The following is a 13,385-nucleotide window of genomic DNA, read 5'->3' on the forward strand; positions in this document are numbered from 1 at the left end:
TCGAACGTTCGAACGGCCCATCACAGGTTGCCCATGCTCGAGACACCAGCACTGCAAAGGAACGCGCCGCTGCCGCCGCCACTGGACACGCGCTACCAGGTCGAAACACCCGAAGGCATTGACCTGCCACTGCGCCCGGCGGGGCTGATGCCCCGTGCGCTGGCCTTCGCCATCGACCTGGGCATACGCGGGCTGGTGCTGGGGTTGCTGTTTTTTGTCCTGGCGTTTTTCGGCGAACTGGGCATCGGCCTGGGATCGATCCTGCTGTTCGTCATCAGCTGGTGGTACATGGTGCTGTTCGAACTGTTCAACCAGGGCCGCTCCCCGGGCAAGCAAATGATGGGGTTGCGCGTGGTGCAGGACGACGGCAGGCCGATCGGCTGGTCCGCCTCGTTGATCCGCAACCTGCTGCGTTTCGTCGACATGCTGCCCTTTGGCTATGCCTTCGGCGCGATCAGTTGCCTGCAACATCCAACCTTCAAACGCCTCGGCGACCTGGCCGCCGGCACGCTGGTGGTCTATCGCGAGCAACCGGTCAAGCGCCCCGAGTTGCCAACTGCCCGAGCGATACGTCCGCCTTTTGCCCTGGGCCTGGCCGAACAACGCGCCGTGCTGGGTTTCGCCGAACGCCAGGGCGAACTGTCCGGAGCACGGGTCACTGAATTGGCAACGATCCTGGCCGTCCCGCTGAAGGTGCACCCCACCGGCGCCGTGGCCGAACTGAATGGCATCGCCCGCGGCCTGCTGGGGCCGACATGAAGCAAAGCCTGTTCGAAAGTCGCCACCAAGGGGAATGGGAACACCTGTCCCGCCTGCTCGACCAGTTGGAGCGCAGCCGCAACGGAGCCCACAGCAGCGACTTCCCCCACGTCTATCGACGGCTTTGCCATCACCTGGCGCTGGCCCAGGCGCGGGGCTACAGCAGCTTGCTGGTGGACACCTTGCAACAACTGGCGCTGCGCGGCCACCAACAGCTCTACCGTGACCGCAGTCGGCCAACGGCGAGCTTGTCGGCGTTCATCCTTGCAGGCTTCCCGCGCCTGGTCCGTGAACAATGGCGATTCGTACTGGCGGCCGGCCTGATGTTCCTGGGCAGCCTGGCCGGCATCGGCTTGTTGGTCTACCTGTTTCCGGAGCTGGTCTACAGCCTGCTGGGCGTCGAAGAAATCAGCCAGATCCGCAGCATGTACGACCCGGCGGCCGGGCATCTGGGGCGTTCGATCGAGCGGGCCGCCAGCGAAGACTGGGTCATGTTCGGCTATTACATCATGCACAACATCGGCATTGCCTTTCAGACCTTCGCCAGCGGCTTGCTGTTTGGCCTGGGCAGCGCGTTCTTCCTGTTCTTCAACGGCCTGACCATTGGCGCGGTGGCCGGGCACCTGACCCAGATCGGTTCGGGCGGGACGTTCTGGTCATTCGTGATCGGCCACGGTGCCTTTGAACTCACCGCCATTGTCCTGGCCGGTGCCGCAGGCCTGCAATTGGGCTGGTCACTCATCGCACCGGGGCGCCTCACCCGGGGCGAAGCCTTGCGACTCGCCGCCGGTAAAAGCGTGTTGATGATCGGCGGCGTGATCCTCTTCCTGCTCATCGCCGCGTTCATCGAGGCCTATTGGTCCTCCAGCGCAGTGACCACCGCCACCAAGTACACCGTCGGTACGCTGTTGTGGCTGTTGGTGCTGGGTTACCTGCTGTTTGCCGGGCGAGGCCAGCATGCGCCTGAGTGACGTCACCGTAACCATCCGACCGCGCACCACATGGGAAGCCATGGACCTCGGTGTCCTGATGGCCCAGCAACATCGACGGCTGCTGATGACCAGTTGGGCCATCGTCACACTGCCGGTGTATGCGCTGCTGAGCCTGCTGCTGTGGGATTCACCGTCCCTGGTGGTGTTTGTGTTCTGGTGGCTGAAACCAGCGTTTGACCGCCTTCCCCTGTACATCGTCTCCAAGGCGTTGTTTGGCGAGTCCCCCACCTTGAAACAGGCCTTGCGCCAATGGCCGGCGCTGCTCAAGCCGCAGTTGCTGGCCAGCCTGACCTGGCGCCGGCTGAGCCTGAGCCGAAGCTTCCTGATGCCTGTCGTGCAACTCGAAGGGCTCGCCGGGGAGGCGCGGGAACAGCGCTTGCGCGTGTTGCTGCAACGCAACGGCGGCGCGGCGCAGTGGTTGACCATCATCGGCGTGCATCTGGAAACGGCCTTGTGGTTTGGCCTGATGGCCTTGTTCTACCTGTTCGTGCCGCAACAAGTCGAACTGGAATGGGACTGGCAAACCCTGGTCGCCGTCGCCGAGCACGACTGGCTGTGGCTCGAACACCTGCTCAATTTCCTTTATCCGTTGCTGCTGATTGTCTGGGAGCCGATCTACGTCGCCTGCGGCTTCAGCCTCTACTTGAATCGACGGACGATTCTCGAAGCCTGGGACATCGAACTGGTGTTCCGCCGCCTGCGCCAGCGCCTGAGTGCGGTCGCCCCGCTGCTGATGCTGGCGGCGGTGATGCTGCTGCCGCTGGCGCCACCCGCCTGGGCCGCCGAAGACGGCACCGCACCCGACAGCCCTCGCCTGCTGAACCAGCCCGTCACCAGCGAAGCTTCTCGCGAAAGCATCAAGGCCATCCTCGACGCCCCGCCCTTCAAGAACCCGGAAACCGTAACGCGCTATCGCTTTGGCAAAGAGGCTCCTGAGCCGGCCGAGGCCGACGAAGCCCCGGGTTGGCTCAAATCGATGTTCAACTGGAGCGCCAAACGCTTCGAAACCGTCGCTGCGCTGATCCAGGTATTGCTCTGGGCCGCCCTGGTGGGTGCGGTCGCCTGGTTGGCTTGGCGTTATCGGGAAAGGCTCAATGCCCTGGTGAACCGGCGACCAGCGAAGGGCCAGGTGATGGAACGGCCGACGCCAGCACGGATGTTCGGCCTGGATATCCGCGAAGAAAGCCTGCCGGACGACGTGGCGAGCAGCGCCGAACAATTGTGGTCCAGCGCGCCCCGAGAGGCATTGGGGCTGCTCTATCGGGCCCTGCTCAGCCGATTGCACCATGGGTTCGGCATCCCATTGAAACCGTCCGACACCGAAGGCCAGGTATTGCAACGTGTCGGACAACTCCAGCAGGAACAGCTGATGGCTTTCAGCACGAACCTGACCCTGCACTGGCAAAACGTTGCCTACGGACACCGGCCGCCACCGGCTCATCTGCAACAGGAACTGTGCGATGGCTGGCGCGGGTTGTTCGGTCCGGGAGCATCCCGATGAGCCGGCGCGCGGGATGGCTGGTCGGCGCCCTGGTTGCCGCGCTGGGCGGTGTGTTGGCGATTTTCATGTACGTGAAAGCCGTGCCGTACCAAGAGGTCATCGAGCACGGCCCGTCCCCTGAAGCCCAGGCCAATCCTTACCTGGCCGCGGAACATTATTTGCGCCAGCAAGGCATCAAGGTCGAGCACGCCAACAGCCTGGACGTCCTGCCGACGCTGGAACCGCGCCAACGCACACTGTTGCTGTTGGGTGAGCGAAGCAACATGACGCCACGGAGCGTCGACCAAGTGATGAACTGGACCCGCGCCGGCGGCCGACTGCTGTTTGTCGCCGAAGCCTTGTGGGACGACAGCACAAACAGCAGCGGCGACCTGCTGCTGGACCGCGTGCGCCTGCGCCAACTGCTGAGCAAGGACCTCAAGGCACCGGAGCCGGAGCTGATCAAGGATCCTCACCCCGAGTTGACGAAACTGTACCTGGAAGACGAAGAGGCGCCGGCCTACCTCGGCTTCGACACGGACTTCCACCTTGAAGACCCGCTGAACCTCGCCCAGGCGTGGGCCAACAGCGAGGCGTCGACCCACTTGATGCAACTGAACTACGGCCAGGGCACGATCACCGTGCTCACCGATGCCGAGCTGTGGAAAAACGATCACATCGACCAGTATGACAATGCCTGGCTGCTCTGGTACCTGAGCGCCGACACGGACGTGACGCTGCTGTTCAATACCGACCATGACAACCTGCTGACCCTGCTGCTGCGCTACTTTCCCCAAGCCATCGTGGCGCTTCTGGCCTTGATTGCCCTTTGGCTCTGGCGCTCGGCGGTGCGTCATGGCCCGCTGCAACAACCGGCGTCCAAGGCCCGGCGCCAACTGCAGGAGCACCTGCAAGCCAGCGCCGCCTTCCACCTGCGTCACAGCGGCCAGCACCACCTGCTGCAGACCCTGCAGCAGGATGTCATGCGTCGGGCGCGCCAGCTTCATCCCGGTTTCGAACAACTGGTCGTCGCCGAACAATGGCAAGTGCTCGCCCGCCTGACCCGACAGCCTACGCGTGCCATCAGCCAGGCCCTCAGCCCTCGACCGAAACAACGCCTGTCCAGCGCCGAGTTCTGCCGCCAGGTCGCCCTTTTGCAAACCCTCAGGAATGCCTTATGACTGAACAGAACGAACCTTCAGACGGCCAGGCCCATGCCGCCCAGCAACGCCAGCGCGCCAGTCAACTGGCCCAGGCGATCCGCACCGAGCTGCACAAGGCCGTGGTCGGCCAGGTCGCGGTGATCGACGATGTGCTCACGGCGCTGATCGCCGGCGGCCATGTCCTGCTCGAAGGCGTGCCGGGGCTGGGCAAGACGCTGCTGGTGCGCGCCCTGGCCCGCTGTTTCGGCGGGGAGTTCGCGCGTATCCAGTTCACGCCCGACCTGATGCCCAGCGACGTCACCGGCCACGCGGTGTACGACTTGCAGACCGAGCAATTCAAGCTGCGCAAGGGCCCGGTGTTCACCAACCTGTTGTTGGCCGACGAGATCAACCGCGCGCCGGCCAAGACCCAGGCGGCGCTGCTCGAAGCCATGCAGGAGCGCCAGGTCACCCTCGAAGGCCGCGCATTGCCGATCGCCCAGCCGTTCATGGTGCTCGCCACCCAGAACCCGATCGAACAGGAAGGCACCTACCCGCTGCCGGAAGCCGAGCTCGACCGCTTCATGCTCAAGGTCCGCATGGACTACCCCGATGCCGACCAGGAACTGGACATGGTGCGCCAGGTCAGCCGCTCGACCCGCGCCGACATGCTCGATGTGCAACCGTTGCGCACGGTATTGCAGGCCAAGGACGTGCAAGCGCTGCAACGCATCGCCAGCGACCTGCCGATGGACGACCAGGTGCTCGATTATGCCGTGCGCCTGGCCCGTGCCACCCGCACCTGGCCAGGCCTGACGATCGGCGCCGGGCCCCGCGCCTCGATCGCCCTGGTCCGTTGCGCCCGCGCCCGGGCCTTGTTGCGCGGCGGCGAGTTCGTGGTGCCGGACGACATCAAGGGCTGCGCCCTGGCCGTGCTGCGCCATCGCGTGCGGCTGGCGCCGGAGCTGGATATCGAGGGGCTTTCGGTGGATCAGGTGCTGGGGCAGTTGCTCGATCAAGTGTCGGCGCCACGGTTGTGAACATCGATAGGGTGATGAACAAACTTATTGGAAAGGAGACTTCCGTGGCGAGGGGATTTATCCCCGCTGGCCGCGCAGCGGCCCCTTGCGGTGTGTCAGGCAAAACCAGGGGGCAGCTGCGCAGCCCAGCGGGGATAAATCCCCTCGCCACACTGGGTTGTCACCCTTCCATTGAGTTGCACCCATGAAGCCTTCGCGCCTGCTGTTGATCTGGCTCGCGATCCTGCTGGCCGTCGGCATCATCCTGGGCACCTTGCAAGCGCTGGGCATCGCCGTGCCCTCGACCCTGCTATCGATCAACTGGGGCTTGCTGCTGGCGTTGCTGGCCTTGGCGATGCTCGACGCAGTGCGCGTCCGTCGCCTGCCCTCGCCTCGAATCCTGCGGCAACTGCCCGGCAGCCTGGCCCTCGGCCGCTGGAGCGACGTGCGCCTGGACATCAGCCACGACCTGGCCCAGCCGTTGAAGATCCAGCTCTTCGACCACGTACCCAATGGCCTGGACTTCGAACACCTCCCTCTTGCGGCGGAACTACAACCCGGCCAGCTCACCCAGCTCGGCTACCGCGTCCGCCCCCTGAAGCGCGGTCACTTCCGCTTCGAAGAATGCGAAATCAACCTGCCGAGCCCAATGGGCCTGTGGACCGAAAAGCGCGTGCTGGAGGCCATCGGCAGCACTCGCGTCTACCCGGATTTCGCCCGGCTCTACGACGGCCAACTACTGGCGGTGGACAACTGGCTCAGCCAACTCGGCATCCGCCAGCGGCAACGACGGGGCCAGGGCCAGGAATTCCATCAACTGCGTGAATTCCGCGAAGGCGACAGCCTGCGCCAGATCGACTGGAAAGCCACCGCTCGCCACCGCGCGCCGATCGCCCGGGAATATGAAGACGAGCGCGACCAGCAAATCATTTTCATGCTCGACTGCGGCCGCCGCATGCGCAGCCAGGACGATGAGTTGTCGCATTTCGATCACGCCCTCAACGCCTGCCTGCTGCTCAGCTACACCGCGCTGCGCCAGGGCGATGCGGTGGGCCTGAGCACCTTCGCCAGCGAACAACCACGCTACCTCGCGCCGGTCAAGGGCACCGGCCAGCTCAACGTCTTGCTCAACACCGTCTACGACCTCGATAGCAGCCAGCACCCGGCCGACTACCAGGGCGCCGTCACCCAACTGCTGGCCCGCCAGAAACGCCGGGCGCTGGTGGTGCTGGTGACCAACCTGCGGGATGAAGACGATGAAGAACTGCTGACTGCCGTCAAACGCTTGGGGCAACGGCATCGGGTGCTGGTGGCAAGCCTGCACGAAGAAGCGCTGGACCGGCTGCGGCAGACGCCGGTGCTGACCTTGCCCGAGGCGCTGGCCTATTGCGGGACGGTGGACTACCTGAACGCACGGGCGACCTTGCATGAGCGATTGAGCGCCCATGGGATGGCGGTGCTGCAAGCCCGGCCCGGGGAATTGGGGGCCGAGCTGGTGACGTTGTATCTGGGGTGGAAGAAGGCGGGGGACCTTTAACCTAAAAAGCTCTAGACATTAACTTGCGCAGCGCTGTCCAGTTGCCTTGACGCTGAATGTAGGAACCCCTCCAACTGACTACAACGCCTTGCGTAACGGACTACAGATCCGCCAGAATCCGCCGGCTTGTGTGCCTTGGCCTGGCCCCGTAACGTGATCCGCGTCGCTGACAACTCAGCGATCGGGTTTAGTCGCCCGGTGGTTAAAGTGATGTGCACAAGCGTCATCCAGTCGGGCTCCCTTGCCCGCACTTGATGGTGGCTGTTCGCAGGGCGCCCTCGGGCGCGCCGGGCTTCGCTTTTCCACCGGTCGACTAACCTGCGTCCAGCCGCCACCCCTCGTTTAGTCGCGAACCGGGTGGCAGCCACCATTACGGAAAAGTGAACATGATCAAGCCAACACCCAATCCACCCCACACCGACCCGCTGTCCGCCCACGAAACCCTCGACCCCGAAAAGCTCGAGCAAGCTGCCCAAAGAGCCCTCGACTACTACCTCAAGCCCAACCACGGCGAGCCCGACAAGAAGCCTGCCAAACAACCGGACTACTTCATCGTCGCGCCCGACGCCGGCCCCGAAGGCATGCTCGCGCACACCTACGAAACCTTCTGTTCGGTGAGCACGCTGATCCTGGATTTATCGGAAGACCTGGAAGGCGCCCCGCGCAACCTGGCCCTGGCGATACACCAGATGGGCGAGATGGGGGTGTTGTTGCTGGAAAGGTTGCTCGATGGCGAGGCGAAGGTGCAGCGGTGAGGGCCGCATGAGCCTCTAAAGCCTGCAGGAAAACCTGTGGGAGCGAGCTTGCTCGCGATAGCGGTGGGCCAGCTGTATCAAGGTCACTGACATACTGCCATCGCGAGCAAGCTCGCTCCCACAGGGGATATGCCAACCGCCGAACCTGGGGCCTATGCCGAGGCCGACATCTCGTAAAAACTGAAGTATTGCTGCAACGCGCTCACCAATCGCCCGTACTCCGGCGGCGCCCATTGCAGGCTGAAGCCGGCGTCGAAATGCTGCGGTGTCACGTCCTCGTGGCACCACAGGCAATGGGCCTTCAAACGGATCTGCTGCTCCGGCCCTTCCTCGGTGGGCAGCTTCAGGCGCAGGTCAAAATCCGCGCCGGTCATCAAGGGCAAATGGCTGATGAGCATCAGGCCGTTTTCCGAAACGTTGCCCAGAAAACCTATGGGTTTCCCGTTGATACCGTTGAACACTTCAAGAGAATACGCCAGCTGATGTCGTGCAATATTCCGTTTTTTGTACATGGCTTGTATCACTTTCTGAGTGGCCGATGACGCGGCCAGTCCAGTGCTTCGGAACGAGCTCATCCCTGCCCGCTCTCCCCGACCCCGGCGCCAGACGCTTGCAAGCGAGCTAGCTAAAGGCTACCAGTGACAGGTGATGCCTCGAAATTAGAGTCCAGGCTCTACTTCCGACTTGTACAACTATAGCCCAAGCGCGAGCGAGGGCCAGCCGGATGCGATACCAGCCATCGGTCGACAACTGGTTCGAAGGGATGGTTTCAAATAAATGAAGATCAGAACGCTGTGGGGCGAATCGCCGAGGCGCTGCGGGTCGGGTAATGGCCCAGGCTCTGCAAGGTTTCGAGCCGTGCGCGGGCGCGGTAGGCGTACTCGCTGGTGGGGTACTGGGAGAGGATGAATTGGTAGGTTTGTGCCGCATCGACGAACAGCTTCTGACGCTCCAGGCACTGGCCGCGCATCATCGAGACTTCCGGCTGCATGTAGCGCCGGGCCCGGCTGGCGCGGTCGACCTTGGACAGCTCGAGCATCACCTGGTCGCAGTCGCCACGCTCGTAGGCCGTGTAGGCGAGGTTCATGTGGTGGTTCATCGACCAACGGGTGCAGCCCGTGATACTCAGGGCCAAGGCAATAAAAAGCACGAATCGCATGGGGAGGTTCTCCTGTCTTGAGCTCTTTATCGACCCGGGTGGAAAAATCTTCAACCTGAAAGAGGATCGGACAAGCCCTTGTGGCGAGGGAGCTTGCTCCCGCTGGGTCGCGTAGCGGCCCTGAGATTTTGCGGTCGCTGCGCAACCGAGCGGGAGCAAGCTCCCTCGCCACAGAAGCAATGTTCGGCTTTAGTAATTAAAGGCGCAAAAATTTTCAGGAATGTTCATTTCGAAAAAGAAACGAATAAGTAGTGCATATGAACAATGACTACACCCAAAGACCATAGTAGCCTTCGCTGGCGCTTGAACTTGAGGAGTCCTGCATGTCCGTCCGTCGCACCAAAATCGTCGCTACCCTTGGCCCGGCCAGTAATTCGCCGGAAGTTCTCGAACAGCTGATTCTGGCTGGCCTGGACGTTGCCCGCCTGAACTTCTCCCACGGCACCCCCGACGAGCACAAGGCTCGTGCCAAGCTGGTGCGCGACCTCGCCGCCAAGCACGGCCGCTTCGTTGCCCTGCTGGGCGACCTGCAAGGCCCGAAGATCCGCATCGCCAAATTCGCCAACAAGCGCATCGAATTGAAGATCGGTGACAAGTTCACCTTCTCCACCAGTCACCCGCTGACCGAAGGCAACCAGCAGGTGGTCGGCATCGACTACCCGGACCTGGTCAAGGACTGCGGCGTGGGCGACGAGCTGCTGCTCGATGACGGTCGCGTGGTGATGCGCGTCGAGACCGCCAACGCCACCGAACTGAACTGCGTCGTGACCATCGGTGGCCCGCTGTCGGACCACAAGGGCATCAACCGTCGCGGCGGCGGCTTGACGGCACCGGCCCTGACCGAGAAAGACAAGGCCGACATCAAGCTGGCCGCGGAAATGGAAGTCGACTACCTGGCGGTGTCCTTCCCCCGTGACGCCGCAGACATGGAATACGCCCGTCAACTGCGCGACGAAGCCGGCGGCACCGCCTGGCTGGTGGCCAAGATCGAACGCGCCGAAGCCGTGGCCGACGACGAGACCCTCGACGGCCTGATCAAGGCGTCCGACGCCGTGATGGTGGCCCGTGGCGACCTGGGCGTGGAAATCGGCGACGCCGAGCTGGTGGGCATCCAGAAGAAGATCATCCTGCACGCACGCCGCCACAACAAAGCGGTGATCGTCGCGACCCAGATGATGGAGTCGATGATCCAGAACCCGATGCCAACCCGCGCCGAAGTGTCCGACGTAGCCAACGCCGTGCTGGACTACACCGACGCGGTCATGCTCTCGGCCGAAAGCGCCGCCGGGCTCTACCCGCTCGAAGCAGTGCAGGCCATGGCGCGCATTTGCATCGGCGCTGAAAAGCACCCGACCGGCAAGACCTCCAGCCACCGCATCGGCAAGGAATTCAGCCGCTGCGACGAAAGCATCGCGCTGGCGACCATGTACACCGCCAACCATTTCCCGGGCGTAAAGGCGATCATCGCCCTGACCGAAAGTGGCTACACCCCGCTGATCATGTCGCGCATCCGCTCCTCGGTGCCGATCTACGCCTTCACCCCGCACCGCGAAGCCCAGGCGCGCGCCGCGATGTTCCGTGGCGTGTACACCATTCCGTTCGACCCGGCTTCGCTGGAGCCGCACGAAGTCAGCCAGAAAGCCATCGACGAACTGACCAAGCGCGGCGTCGTGGAAAAAGGCGACTGGGTCATCCTGACCAAGGGCGACAGCTACCACACCACCGGCGGCACCAACGGGATGAAGATCCTGCACGTTGGCGACCCGATGGTTTGATGATCGGTTGCTGAACACAGAAAGCCCCGCCATGTGAATGGCGGGGCTTTCTGGTTTCTGCTTATGGAAATTTGGTGTCTGGACGGGTGCCATCGCGAGCAAGCTCGCTCCCACAAGGGTTTTGTATACGCCGCAAGTCCAGTGTGGGAGCGAGCTTGCTCGCGATGGCGATCGGTCAGACGCCGCCATTCCCACGGGTAAGAAATACATCCGCCAGCAACTGATTACGCGGCAACCCCGCCAGGTACAAGCGCTCCCACAAGGGTTTTGTATACGCCGCAAGTCCAGTGTGGGAGCGAGCTTGCTCGCGATGGCGATCGGTCAGACGCCGCCATTCCCACGGGTAAGAAATACATCCGCCAGCAACTGATTACGCGGCAACCCCGCCAGGTACAAGCGCTCCCACAAGGGTTTTGTATACGCCGCAAGTCCAGTGTGGGAGCGAGCTTGCTCGCGATGGCGATCGGTCAGACGCCGCCATTCCCACGGGTAAGAAACACATCCGCCAGCAACTGATTACGCGGCAACCCCGCCAGGTACAAGCGCTTGGCAAACGCCTCGACCCAATCCGGATGGCCACAGGCCAACGCCTGGGTCTGGCGCGAAGCCAGGCGCCACTGCGCGAGTGCGCCTGGGGCCTCGGCAGACGTCAGCAGCTCGATGCTCAGGTTTGGATGCTTGGCCGCCAACGCCGCCAAGGGTTTTTCCAAGTAGTGACCGGCGGCATCGCGCGCCACATGAATCAGCCGAATCGTGCCTTGATGCTGCTGGCGCAACGCTTCGCGCAAGATGCCGAACAGCGGCCCCAGCCCCGTGCCGGACGCCAGCAGCCACAGCGGCTTGTCATGCCAATCGGGATCGTAATGCAGCGCGCCGCCACGCAGCTCACCGAGGCGGATCGGGTCGCCGGCCTTGAGTTGTCGCACCGCATCGACGAATTGCCCCGGCGCGCGACAATCGAGGTGAAACTCCAGGAAGCGATCTTCCTCGGGCAGGCTCGCCAGGGAATACGGCCGGGCGACGTCGCCGACCCACAGCACCAAGTGTTGCCCGGCTCGATAACGCAATGGTCGCTGCGGCGTAATGCGCAAGCGAAGGACTTCGGCGCCGAGCCAATCCACCGCCGCCACCTCGGCGGCCTGGCCGTCGCGCCGTGGGTCGAAGGTATGGATCTGCACGTCTTCGATGACCTGGCATTGGCATGCCAGCCGCCAACCTTGATCACGCTGCGCCGGGGTCAGCGCATCGGGACGGTTGTCACGCACATCGCCGCTCACGCATTGCACCAGGCAGGCATGACAACTGCCGGCACGGCAACTGTAGGGCACCGGCACGCCAGACCGGTTGAGCGCGTCCAGCAGGTTATCGCCCGCCGCCACCGTCCATTGTCGGTCGGCGACTTTCAACTCAGGCATCGACATTCTCCCAAGCGGCGGCACACCGATTGCGGCCATCGCGCTTGGCACGGTACAAGGCCTGGTCGGCGCGCTGCAAGGCGCTGTCCAGGTCATCGCCGATGTCCAGCATCGTCATGCCCACCGACAGGCTGAGGCTGCCCACGCGCCATTCAGTCAACTGAACCTCGGTGAACGCCAACCGCAAGCGCTCGCAACAGGCCGTCAGGCGTGCGGGATCGCAGGCGGGCAGCAGCATGACAAATTCTTCGCCACCGTATCGGGCCAGCACGTCACCTTCGCGCAGGCAGGCCGTGGCGACGCCGGCAAACGCCTGGAGCACTTGGTCGCCTGCCGCGTGGCCATGCAGATCGTTGATGCGCTTGAAATGGTCCAGGTCGATCAAGGCCAGGCCATGGGCGATGCCGGGCCTGAGGGTGTTGAGTTCGCGGCTTGCCAGGCGCAGGAAGTGGCGACGGTTGAACAGGCCGGTGAGTTCGTCGGTGGCGACCAGGTCTTCGAGCTGGCGCATCATGCCGCGCAAGGTGTCCTGGTGCGCCTGCAAGGCAAACCGACGCTGGCGCATGCGTTGGCGCGAGGTCTGGACGTAGCGGGCATACAGGACCAGCCACACCAGCACGATGAACAGCACGCACACTTGCAAGCCGGCCAGCGTCGGGTCGGGAAGCCGGAAAAAGTAGCCGTCCCACAGCGTGATGCCGGTGAAGCTGATGAACACCAGCGTCGCACAGCGCACAAAGGCCCGCCGCGTCAGGTGGAACAGGCCGAACAGCAGGATCAGCACATAGAACACCAGGAACACGCCACGGGCCTGGTCCAGGTGCGCCATCATCCAGGTCTGCCAGCCGAGGCCGATCCAGACCTGTATTTCCGTGAGGCTGGGGTCGGCGAACCGCAGGTTGCGGTCGGTGATGAACAGCGCGAACAATCCACCCTGGCACAGCACCACCAGCAGGCTGCCAATGATGACGCCTCGCAACGAGTCGAGATAATGGCCACTGAAGAACGCCAGCCACAGCAACACCAGCGCCAGCGCATAAGTCGTGGCTGCGAGGGCGAAACGTTTAAGCAGAAGACGTTGAATGGCGTTATGGGTCAATCGGTGACTCACCATGGGAAAGGAGACTGACAGAGGTGTCCTACGCTATAGGCCAGACGCCACTTTAGTGGCGTGTTCGACAAATGACCATTCAATTCTGGAGCAGAAAAATGGCGTCAAAGCAATGGCCCAGATTGACGCAGTTTTCGCCGCCAACCATACCCCCGTGGCGAGGGAGCTTGCTCCCGCTCGGTTGCGCAGCGACCGCAAAATCCGGGGGCCGCTGCGCCCGAGGCGTCGGACCGGCCCAGCG

General features: G+C 63.3%; 12 protein-coding genes. 8 read left to right on the plus strand and 4 right to left on the minus strand.

Features of this window, described 5'->3' with window-relative positions:
• The first annotated feature begins 33 nt into the window (after positions 1 to 33).
• The 7 genes from M8Q45_RS18865 to M8Q45_RS18895 all read left to right on the plus strand — a co-directional run bounded on the left by M8Q45_RS18865 (position 34) and on the right by M8Q45_RS18895 (position 7,684).
• Entirely contained in the window at positions 34 to 759 is a 726-nt protein-coding gene (locus M8Q45_RS18865) for an RDD family protein (RefSeq protein WP_249875938.1), read from the plus strand.
• A complete protein-coding gene (locus tag M8Q45_RS18870; RefSeq protein ID WP_249875939.1) occupies positions 756 to 1,730 on the plus strand; it encodes a stage II sporulation protein M in 975 nt (324 codons plus the stop codon). Before M8Q45_RS18865 ends, M8Q45_RS18870 begins: the two co-directional genes overlap by 4 nt.
• Positions 1,717 to 3,252: a DUF4129 domain-containing protein gene (locus M8Q45_RS18875; RefSeq protein ID WP_249875940.1), complete on the plus strand. Its 1,536-nt coding sequence runs from the start codon at positions 1,717 to 1,719 to the stop codon at positions 3,250 to 3,252. The genes M8Q45_RS18870 and M8Q45_RS18875 overlap by 14 nt, the downstream gene beginning before the upstream one ends.
• Positions 3,249 to 4,412 carry a DUF4350 domain-containing protein gene (locus M8Q45_RS18880; RefSeq protein ID WP_249875941.1) on the plus strand — a complete coding sequence of 388 codons (1,164 nt, stop codon included), beginning with the start codon at positions 3,249 to 3,251 and terminating at the stop codon, positions 4,410 to 4,412. Before M8Q45_RS18875 ends, M8Q45_RS18880 begins: the two co-directional genes overlap by 4 nt.
• Positions 4,409 to 5,413, plus strand: coding sequence for an AAA family ATPase (locus M8Q45_RS18885; protein WP_249875942.1), 1,005 nt, complete (start codon positions 4,409 to 4,411; stop codon positions 5,411 to 5,413). Before M8Q45_RS18880 ends, M8Q45_RS18885 begins: the two co-directional genes overlap by 4 nt.
• Before the next feature lie 184 nt (positions 5,414 to 5,597).
• Positions 5,598 to 6,929, plus strand: coding sequence for a DUF58 domain-containing protein (locus M8Q45_RS18890; protein ID WP_249875943.1), 1,332 nt, complete (start codon positions 5,598 to 5,600; stop codon positions 6,927 to 6,929).
• A 386-nt stretch (positions 6,930 to 7,315) separates the two neighbouring features.
• Positions 7,316 to 7,684, plus strand: coding sequence for a DUF6124 family protein (locus M8Q45_RS18895; protein ID WP_249875944.1), 369 nt, complete (start codon positions 7,316 to 7,318; stop codon positions 7,682 to 7,684).
• Between the two features lie 152 nt (positions 7,685 to 7,836).
• Here the strand turns inward: M8Q45_RS18895 and M8Q45_RS18900 are convergent, their stop codons facing one another.
• A complete protein-coding gene (locus tag M8Q45_RS18900; protein WP_249875945.1) occupies positions 7,837 to 8,196 on the minus strand; it encodes a PilZ domain-containing protein in 360 nt (119 codons plus the stop codon).
• A 272-nt stretch (positions 8,197 to 8,468) separates the two neighbouring features.
• Positions 8,469 to 8,843 (minus strand): tetratricopeptide repeat protein, encoded by a 375-nt coding sequence (locus M8Q45_RS18905; protein WP_249875946.1) that lies wholly within the window; start codon positions 8,841 to 8,843, stop codon positions 8,469 to 8,471.
• A gap of 323 nt (positions 8,844 to 9,166) precedes the next feature.
• Here M8Q45_RS18905 and pyk point away from each other — a divergent pair, with 323 nt between their 5' ends.
• A complete protein-coding gene (pyk, locus tag M8Q45_RS18910; protein WP_181288711.1) occupies positions 9,167 to 10,618 on the plus strand; it encodes a pyruvate kinase in 1,452 nt (483 codons plus the stop codon).
• Between the two features lie 467 nt (positions 10,619 to 11,085).
• Here pyk and M8Q45_RS18915 read toward each other — a convergent pair whose 3' ends face one another.
• Together M8Q45_RS18915 and M8Q45_RS18920 are read right to left on the minus strand one after the other, a co-directional pair.
• Positions 11,086 to 12,033 (minus strand): iron-sulfur-binding ferredoxin reductase, encoded by a 948-nt coding sequence (locus M8Q45_RS18915; protein ID WP_249875947.1) that lies wholly within the window; start codon positions 12,031 to 12,033, stop codon positions 11,086 to 11,088.
• A complete protein-coding gene (locus tag M8Q45_RS18920) occupies positions 12,026 to 13,132 on the minus strand; it encodes a GGDEF domain-containing protein (RefSeq protein ID WP_249875948.1) in 1,107 nt (368 codons plus the stop codon). Before M8Q45_RS18920 ends, M8Q45_RS18915 begins: the two co-directional genes overlap by 8 nt.
• Positions 13,133 to 13,385 lie beyond the last annotated feature (253 nt).

It is taken from the genome of Pseudomonas sp. T1.Ur (genome assembly GCF_023516725.1).
In the GTDB taxonomy this organism is placed as follows: Bacteria; Pseudomonadota; Gammaproteobacteria; order Pseudomonadales; family Pseudomonadaceae; genus Aquipseudomonas; species Aquipseudomonas alvandae.

Coding starts and splice junctions, on each gene's coding strand:
- M8Q45_RS18865 (WP_249875938.1), top strand. CDS start 34: ATGCTCGAGACACCAGCACTGCAAAGGAACGCGCCGCTGCCGCCGCCA.
- M8Q45_RS18870 (WP_249875939.1), top strand. CDS start 756: ATGAAGCAAAGCCTGTTCGAAAGTCGCCACCAAGGGGAATGGGAACAC.
- M8Q45_RS18875 (WP_249875940.1), top strand. CDS start 1,717: ATGCGCCTGAGTGACGTCACCGTAACCATCCGACCGCGCACCACATGG.
- M8Q45_RS18880 (WP_249875941.1), top strand. CDS start 3,249: ATGAGCCGGCGCGCGGGATGGCTGGTCGGCGCCCTGGTTGCCGCGCTG.
- M8Q45_RS18885 (WP_249875942.1), top strand. CDS start 4,409: ATGACTGAACAGAACGAACCTTCAGACGGCCAGGCCCATGCCGCCCAG.
- M8Q45_RS18890 (WP_249875943.1), top strand. CDS start 5,598: ATGAAGCCTTCGCGCCTGCTGTTGATCTGGCTCGCGATCCTGCTGGCC.
- M8Q45_RS18895 (WP_249875944.1), top strand. CDS start 7,316: ATGATCAAGCCAACACCCAATCCACCCCACACCGACCCGCTGTCCGCC.
- M8Q45_RS18900 (WP_249875945.1), bottom strand. CDS start 8,196: ATGTACAAAAAACGGAATATTGCACGACATCAGCTGGCGTATTCTCTT.
- M8Q45_RS18905 (WP_249875946.1), bottom strand. CDS start 8,843: ATGCGATTCGTGCTTTTTATTGCCTTGGCCCTGAGTATCACGGGCTGC.
- pyk (WP_181288711.1), top strand. CDS start 9,167: ATGTCCGTCCGTCGCACCAAAATCGTCGCTACCCTTGGCCCGGCCAGT.
- M8Q45_RS18915 (WP_249875947.1), bottom strand. CDS start 12,033: ATGCCTGAGTTGAAAGTCGCCGACCGACAATGGACGGTGGCGGCGGGC.